Below are 3,986 nucleotides of genomic sequence, written 5' to 3'. Positions count from 1 at the left end.
CGTCGGCAACGGCCGACCATCAGGACCGCGTCCGAAGCACCCCGAATCGTCACCGAAGTCCTGACACATCAAGTGTCACCAATGTCCTGATGCAGAACTGTCACCTATGTCCTGAGACATCACATTCACAGATGTGGAAAGCGCCTTCAAGCCAGCTGATGGCCCCCGCCCGCCCCTCGTGGGTACGGACCTGAGTCAGACCTCGGTGCCGCCGGAGCCCGTCTCGCGGACCCCACCCGCGCACGAGGCGAACGGCTCCGGAGCGGTGTGGCCGTCGCCGTACCGCTCGACGAACAGCGGCAGCCGCGGGTCGTCGGCGCCGGTCAGCCGGAGCTGACGGCCCCACGCGGTCACGACCACCGGCGCGGGGAGCCCGTCGTACGGGGCGAGGATGCCGTTCTGCGGCAGCTCGTCGATCAGGGCAGCCACGTCGCCGGCGCCCAGGTCCGGCTGGTAGGCGATCCAGATCGAGCCGTGCTCCAGGTCGTGCACGGCGTTCTCGTCGCGCACCGGGGCGTCGTAGGCGCCGCAGTCCAGCCACACCGGGTCGTGCATCCCGCCCACCGGCGGCACCTGGTCGTAGTCGACGTCGTCCGCGGTGTGGTCCCGGCGCAGGTCCTCGTAGGCCCTCACCTCGTCGAGGTTCGCCGCGACCGCCGGGCGGTCGTCGCCGCGCAGCTGCTGGACCGTCACGGGGACCGCGACGGCCAGGGCGAGCACCACGAACGCCGCGACGACGGCGATCACCACCGGCCCGCGGCTCGGTGACGAGGCGGGCGGCGGAGGCGGCGGTCCGGGAGGCCCGTCGTACGACGGCGGCGCCGTCTGGCTCATCAGCCCTCCAGGACCCGCTCGACCCGCTCGACCTTCGCGGTCAGCTGGCCGTCGTAGCCCGGCCGGATGTCAGCCTTGAGGACCAGCCCGACGCGGGGCGAGACCGCGGCGACGACGTCGACGGCGCGCTTGACCACCGCCATCACCTCGTCCCACTCGCCCTCGATGTTGGTGAACATCGCATTGGTCTCGTTGGGCAGGCCGGACTCACGGACCACGCGGACGGCGGCCGCGACCGCCTCGGAGACGCCGCCGGTCTCGTCACCGGCGGACGGGGAGATGCTGAAGGCCACGATCATGCGCCAACCGTAGCCAGCCCGCCGGCGTGCGCCTCAGCGGGTGAGCGGAGTCGGGGTCGAGTCGGGGGTCTCGTCCACATCCGGTACGAGCTGCCGCAGCCGGGCCAGGGCGTCGCGGGTCTGCGACTTCACGGTGCCGACGCCGATGCCGAGCGCCTCGGCGGCCTGCCGTTCGGTGAGGTCGTCGAAGTAGCGCAGCACGATGACGGCCCGCTGCCGCGGCGCCAGCAGGGCCAGTGCGTCGCGCAGCGCCAGCCGGTCACCGTGGTCGAGCCCCGGCGTCGTCGCCCGGTCCGGCAGCTCGTCGGTCGTCAGCTCCCGCCAGCGCCGACGTCGCCACCGGGACACGCTCTCCCGCGCGAGGATCTTGCGGACGTACGGCTCGGGGTGATCGGCGATCCGGGACCAGTGCGGCACCGCCTTGACCAGCGCCACCTGCACCAGGTCCTCGGCGTCCTCGTGGCTGCCGGTGAGGAGGTACGCCGTGCGCAGCAGCGCCTGCCTTCGCGCCGCCACGAACTCCTCGAACCCGGGCTGCCCGCGGTCAGGGCCGGACACGTCGCCTCCAGAGCAGCAGCGCGACGCCGGCGGCGAGGACCGTGCCCACGGCGAGACCGGTCACGACCCGTGGATCCAGCGGCCGCGGCGGCGCCTCGGCGTGCACCGACGGCGCGTCCAGCAGGTCGGTCGCGAACTGGACATTGCCCGGCCCCACGAGGCGGGGAAAGCGCACCTTCTCCTCGAAGGCGCCCGTCCGCACACTGACCCGTCCAAGGACAGTGCGGTCGAGGGGCCCCCTGTCCGCGCGGCGCCACACCATGAGTGTGTCTTCGTCCAGCCAGCCCAGCACCGCGAAGGTCCCCCCGGAACGCGGGACCTGCGGCTGATGGAAGAAGCGCCCGGCGCGGATGCGGTTGGGGCTGCGGCCGTCCTCCACCCGGGCGAGCTGCTGACCAGAGGCATCGATGGCGACGGGCAGCCGGTTGCCGTACTGGAAGTCCGGGCCCGGGAGTCCCACGCGGCGGTCCTGCGATCGATCGTCGAGGTCGATCACCCGGAAACGCCCCGGATCGTCTGTCGACCAGTCGGCGACGACCAGCCGCCCGTGTCCCGCGGCGATGACGTCCGTGCCGGAGGCGCCGTTCGCCGCCACGGGCGCAGGGGTCTGACCGGGCTGCCACACCATGAGCGGACCCTCACGCGTGCTTCCCTGGTCCATCTCGGAGCCGTCGTCACCCGCGACGATCTGCCCCGCCTCGAAGGCCACTCGGTCGGCGTCGACCCACGTCAGGAGCCCCGGCTCAATCCCGTGCTCCGTGGGGATCCGGTGCTGCTGCACCGTGCCGGTGGCAGTGTCGAGAACGGCCACGCCCGCAACCGACTCGGAGCTGAACAACGTGTTCGGGGTGCCCTCGGTCTCGCCGGAGAGCCAGTAGGCCACGTGGCCTCCATCAGGCGAGAGCGCGACCTCTTCGACGTGGGACGGGTTCAGGTCCGGCAGCTCCAGGAAGGCGTACTCCCCCGTGATCGCGGAGATGCCGACGACGCCGGGGCTCATTCCCGTCCAACTTCCCTGCTTCGCCCCGGTCACGGCCACCAGCCGTCCGGGACGGGCAGTCGTCGGCAGCCAGGGGCTCGGGGTCCAGACCCGGTCCGGCAGCCCGACCGACCCGGTGGCGGGCTGGACCGGCGGTGCGCCACGGTGCCAGGTGACCCCGCCGAGCAGCGCGAGCACGAGCACGGCGGCGCCGAGAACGGCGAGCGTCCCGGTCCGCCGGCGTCGGCGGTAGCGCCGCCCCCGGTCCCACAGGCCCGGGGTGGGCAGCGAGGCCGGAGCCTCGTCGGCCAAGTCCGCCAGCCGGTCGTGGAGCATGGTCATCGGTCCTCCTGGAGCGTGTCAACGGAGGACACGACCTGAACCGCCCGCACGGAGGGGTCCCGGCCGAAGAAATATCACGACCCGGCGGACGACCCCTCCCGGTCCCGGCCGGGGAGCAGCACCAGCCGGGCCACCACGAGCAGCCAGACGCTCGCGTAGACCACGCTGGTCAGCACGTCGGTGAGGTGGTGGGCGCCCTGGTAGAGCCGCGCCAGCAGCACGAGTGCGGGCAGCATCAGGACGAGCCCCGCGACCTTCCGCGCCGCCCGGGCGTAGACCCACGTGAGGACGAAGATGCCGCCGTACGCCACCACCGCGGTCGCGACGTGCCCGGAGGGGAAGCTGTGGTCGGGCACCAGCCCGGGGTCGAGGATCTTCACCGGCGGCCGCTGCCGGGTGTCGACGTGGGTGGCGACGAAGTAGAAGCCGCCGATGCCGGCCTCGGCGAGGGCGTAGAACAGGGCCGGGCGCCACGAGCGCTGCCACAGCGAGAACGCGATCGCGGCGAGGACCGCCACCCCCACCCCGACGACGGTCTCTCCGAGGAGCGTGCCGCCGTCGCCCAGCGGGTCGAGGGAGCCGGTCCGCTGGTCGGCGAACCACCGGGACACGTCGTTGTCCCACGGATCGACCGCGGACTGGAACGAGTGCGTGATCAGCCAGCCGAAGCCGACCACGACGCCGAGGATCACCGCCCAGGAGACCAGGAGGATCCCGGCGGCCGCCGGTGCGCTGCGGGGTTCGAGGCCGGTGTCCTGCCCGGCGTGCTCGGTCTGGGTCGACATGGCCGACATCCTGCCCATCCGCGGGGCACTCCATGCCTGCCGCGGCGCACCCGTGACCGGGGGCCCTAGGTGTACTGACCACGGACGTTAGGTACGGCGTGCCTGCTGGACGATGACGAAGGCCTCCGGGTGAGGTGTGGAGCAACCACGCACCCACACCTGAATCACCACGGAGGTCTTCGTGTCCCA

General features: G+C 72.5%; 5 protein-coding genes. All 5 read right to left on the bottom strand.

The features are described 5' to 3' along the window. Positions 1–195 precede the first annotated feature (195 nt). The 5 genes from ABD268_RS22730 to ABD268_RS22710 all read right to left on the bottom strand — a co-directional run bounded on the left by ABD268_RS22730 (position 196) and on the right by ABD268_RS22710 (position 3,797). A complete protein-coding gene (locus ABD268_RS22730) occupies positions 196–834 on the bottom strand; it encodes a thioredoxin-like domain-containing protein (protein ID WP_344158243.1) in 639 nt (212 codons plus the stop codon). Continuing rightward, a complete protein-coding gene (locus tag ABD268_RS22725; RefSeq protein WP_344158241.1) occupies positions 834–1,133 on the bottom strand; it encodes a thiamine-binding protein in 300 nt (99 codons plus the stop codon). Before ABD268_RS22725 ends, ABD268_RS22730 begins: the two co-directional genes overlap by 1 nt. 33 nt (positions 1,134–1,166) lie before the next feature. Further along, positions 1,167–1,691, bottom strand: a complete 525-nt coding sequence (locus tag ABD268_RS22720) for a SigE family RNA polymerase sigma factor (RefSeq protein WP_344158239.1) — start codon at positions 1,689–1,691, stop codon at positions 1,167–1,169. Beyond that, a complete protein-coding gene (locus tag ABD268_RS22715) occupies positions 1,678–3,012 on the bottom strand; it encodes a hypothetical protein (protein ID WP_344158236.1) in 1,335 nt (444 codons plus the stop codon). The genes ABD268_RS22720 and ABD268_RS22715 overlap by 14 nt, the downstream gene beginning before the upstream one ends. A gap of 74 nt (positions 3,013–3,086) precedes the next feature. Then, on the bottom strand, positions 3,087–3,797 hold the full coding sequence (locus ABD268_RS22710; protein ID WP_344158233.1) for a phosphatase PAP2 family protein: 711 nt from the start codon (positions 3,795–3,797) through the stop codon (positions 3,087–3,089). Between the last annotated feature and the right edge of the window lie 189 nt (positions 3,798–3,986).

This window comes from Nocardioides koreensis (assembly GCF_039531775.1).
In the GTDB taxonomy this organism is placed as follows: Bacteria; Actinomycetota; Actinomycetes; order Propionibacteriales; family Nocardioidaceae; genus Nocardioides; species Nocardioides koreensis.
Note: the sequence above shows the minus strand (reverse complement) of the source record. Positions and strands in the feature narration are given on the sequence as shown.

What these genes read in the sequence shown, in the direction of transcription:
- ABD268_RS22715 (WP_344158236.1), bottom strand. Translation starts at nt 3,012, where the DNA reads ATGACCATGCTCCACGACCGGCTGGCGGACTTGGCCGACGAGGCTCCG.
- ABD268_RS22730 (WP_344158243.1), bottom strand. Translation starts at nt 834, where the DNA reads ATGAGCCAGACGGCGCCGCCGTCGTACGACGGGCCTCCCGGACCGCCG.
- ABD268_RS22725 (WP_344158241.1), bottom strand. Translation starts at nt 1,133, where the DNA reads ATGATCGTGGCCTTCAGCATCTCCCCGTCCGCCGGTGACGAGACCGGC.
- ABD268_RS22710 (WP_344158233.1), bottom strand. Translation starts at nt 3,797, where the DNA reads ATGTCGACCCAGACCGAGCACGCCGGGCAGGACACCGGCCTCGAACCC.